At 65.0% G+C, this 2,849-nt stretch carries 2 protein-coding genes; both read left to right on the forward strand.

Annotated features, from left to right (window positions below):
* The first annotated feature begins 20 nt into the window (after positions 1–20).
* Positions 21–2,534 (forward strand): DEAD/DEAH box helicase, encoded by a 2,514-nt coding sequence (locus tag ACTIAO_RS17575; RefSeq protein ID WP_441907344.1) that lies wholly within the window; start codon positions 21–23, stop codon positions 2,532–2,534.
* 68 nt (positions 2,535–2,602) lie between these two features.
* Positions 2,603–2,849, forward strand: a 247-nt coding sequence (locus tag ACTIAO_RS17580) for a hypothetical protein (protein ID WP_441907345.1), incomplete at its 3' end; no start/stop codon positions are given.

Consider the following 2,849-nt stretch of genomic DNA (forward strand, 5'->3'; position numbering starts at 1 on the left):
TAGGGGATGATCGAAGGACCATGCCTTCGCTTCTGGACCCCACCACCCTTCCCGACGCTTCCGATGCGGATGCCGTCTACACGGCGTTCGTGGAATGGGCAGAGGGCACCGGCATCCAGCTCTACCCCGCCCAAGACGAGGCGGTCATCGAGATCGTCTCCGGCAACAACCTGATCCTCTCGACCCCGACCGGCACCGGGAAGTCGCTCGTCGCGATCGGTGCGCACTTCGCGGCGCTCGCAGACGGGCGGCGCAGCTACTACACCGCGCCGATCAAGGCCCTGGTGAGCGAGAAGTTCTTCGCGCTGGTCGACATCTTCGGGCCCGAGAACGTCGGGATGGTCACCGGGGACTCGTCGGTCAACGCGGATGCCCCGATCATCTGCTGCACGGCCGAGATCCTCGCGAACATCGCGCTGCGGCAGGGCCCTTCGGCGGATGTGGGCCAGGTCGCCATGGACGAGTTCCACTTCTATGCCGACCCCGAGCGCGGGTGGGCGTGGCAGGTTCCGCTGCTGACACTGCCGCAGGCTCAGTTCGTCCTGATGTCGGCCACGCTCGGCGACGTGACGTCGCTGGCGGAGGATTTGAGTCGGCGCACGGGGCGCGAGACCGCCGTCGTCACCGGCGTCGAGCGGCCGGTGCCGCTGCATTACTTCTATGAGCTCACTCCGATCCACGAGACGATCGACGACCTGCTGGGCACGGGGCAGGCGCCGATCTATGTCGTGCACTTCTCGCAGGCGGCCGCGATGGAGCGCGCGCAGGCGCTGTCGAGCACGAAGGTCGCCACACGCGAGCAGCGGGACGCAATCGCGGCTCTCATCGGCGAGTTCCGCTTCACGACCGCGTTCGGGCGCACGCTCTCGAAGTTCCTCCGTGCGGGCATCGGCGTTCATCACGCCGGGATGCTGCCGAAGTACCGGCGCCTCGTCGAACAGCTCGCCCAGCGCGGGATGCTGCGCGTCATCTGCGGCACCGACACGTTGGGCGTCGGCATCAACGTGCCGATCCGCACGGTGCTCTTCACCGCTCTGACCAAGTTCGACGGCACACGGATGCGACAGCTCAACGCCCGCGAGTTCCATCAGATCGCTGGCCGCGCCGGGCGCGCCGGATACGACACCGCGGGCACGGTCGTCGTCCAGGCACCGGAGCACGAGACCGAGAACGCGGCGGCGATCAAGAAGGCCGGCGACGACCCGAAGAAGAAGCGCAAGCTGATCCGCAAGAAGGCGCCGGACGGGTTCGTCTCGTGGGGGGAACCCTCGTTCCGCAAACTCGTGGATGCAGAACCCGAGACACTCACCTCGCACATGCAGATCACAAGCGCGATGATGCTCAATGTCATCGGTCGCGGCGGTGACGCGTTCGGAAATATGCGTGCACTGATATATGACAACCATGAGCCGCGATCCAGGCAGCGGGAGCTCGCCCGCCGGGCCCTCGGGATCTACCGGACGCTGCGGGAATCCGGGATCGTCGAACAGTCGGCAGACGGTGAGATCCGCCTCACCGTCGACCTGCAGCCGAACTTCGCGCTGAATCAGCCGCTGTCACCGTTCGCGCTGGCCGCGTTCGAACTGCTCGACCCGGATGCCGCGACATTCGCCCTCGACATGATCTCGATCGTGGAATCCACCCTCGACGATCCGCGGGCGGTGCTGAGCCAGCAGGAGTTCCTTGCGCGCGGCGAGGCCGTCGCCGAGATGAAGCGCGAGGGCATCGAGTACGACGAGCGGATGGAGTTGCTCGAGCAGATCACGTATCCGAAGCCGCTCGACGAGCTGCTCAGCGCGACTTTCGAGACGTACAGCGCAGCGCAGCCGTGGATCCGCGACTTCGAGCTGCATCCGAAATCCGTCGTCCGCGACATGTACGAGCGGGCCATGTCGTTCGGGGAATATGTCGCGTACTACAAGATCGCCCGCTCAGAGGGCGTCGTGCTGCGGTACCTGTCGGACGCGTATCGGGCTGCGTCGCAGACGATCCCCGAAGAGCTGAAGAACGAAGATCTGCGCGACCTCATCGAGTGGCTGGGTGAGCTGGTGCGCCAGGTCGACTCGTCACTCCTCGACGAATGGGAGGAGCTGCGCGCGGGCACCGACAACGGCATGGTCGACCTGCACCGTCCGGACGACGAGCCGATCGTGCCGCCGGCGCCGAAGCGACTGACGTCGAACGTGCGTGCCTTCCGGATTCTCGTGCGCAACGAGTTGTTCCGTCGGGTGCAGCTCGCCGCGCTTGAGGACGTCGATGCCCTGGCCGCTCTCGATCCTGACTTCGGCGCTGACGCGTGGGACGACGCACTGGATGCGTACTTCGCCGATCACGATGAAATCCTCACCGGTCCGGAGGCGCGCAGCTCGAAGCTCCTCCTGCTCACCGAGGGCGCATCCGAATGGACCGCCCGTCAGATTCTCGACGACCCCGCCGGCGACCACGACTGGGGCATTTCCGCGACCGTCGATCTTGCGGCATCCGATGAGGCCGGCGAAGCCGTTGTCGTCGTGACCGGAGTGGATCGGCTTTAGAGGCTCACGGCATGGCAGCGAGCACGTTGTGCGGCGCCGAACTCACCTATATGGGTAGGATCGCGGCCATGTCCAAGATCTTCACTGTCCCCGTCGAAGGAGCTCCCGCTGGAGTCGAGTTTTCACCGTTTGGCGGGATATCAGCTCAGACTGAAAACGGAGACGTAGTCGATATTTCTGGGCCTGACTTCCATCTCTCCGTCCGGTCTGACGAGGCTGCCGCTATCGGAGACATCGACACGATTCTTGCTGATCTCCACGAGGTACTGACCCGCACGCAGGCATATGCGGCGCTAGCAGATGATTCAGATATGC

Origin of the sequence: Microbacterium sp. (assembly GCF_052099035.1) — a bacterium.
Classification (GTDB): Bacteria; Actinomycetota; Actinomycetes; order Actinomycetales; family Microbacteriaceae; genus Microbacterium.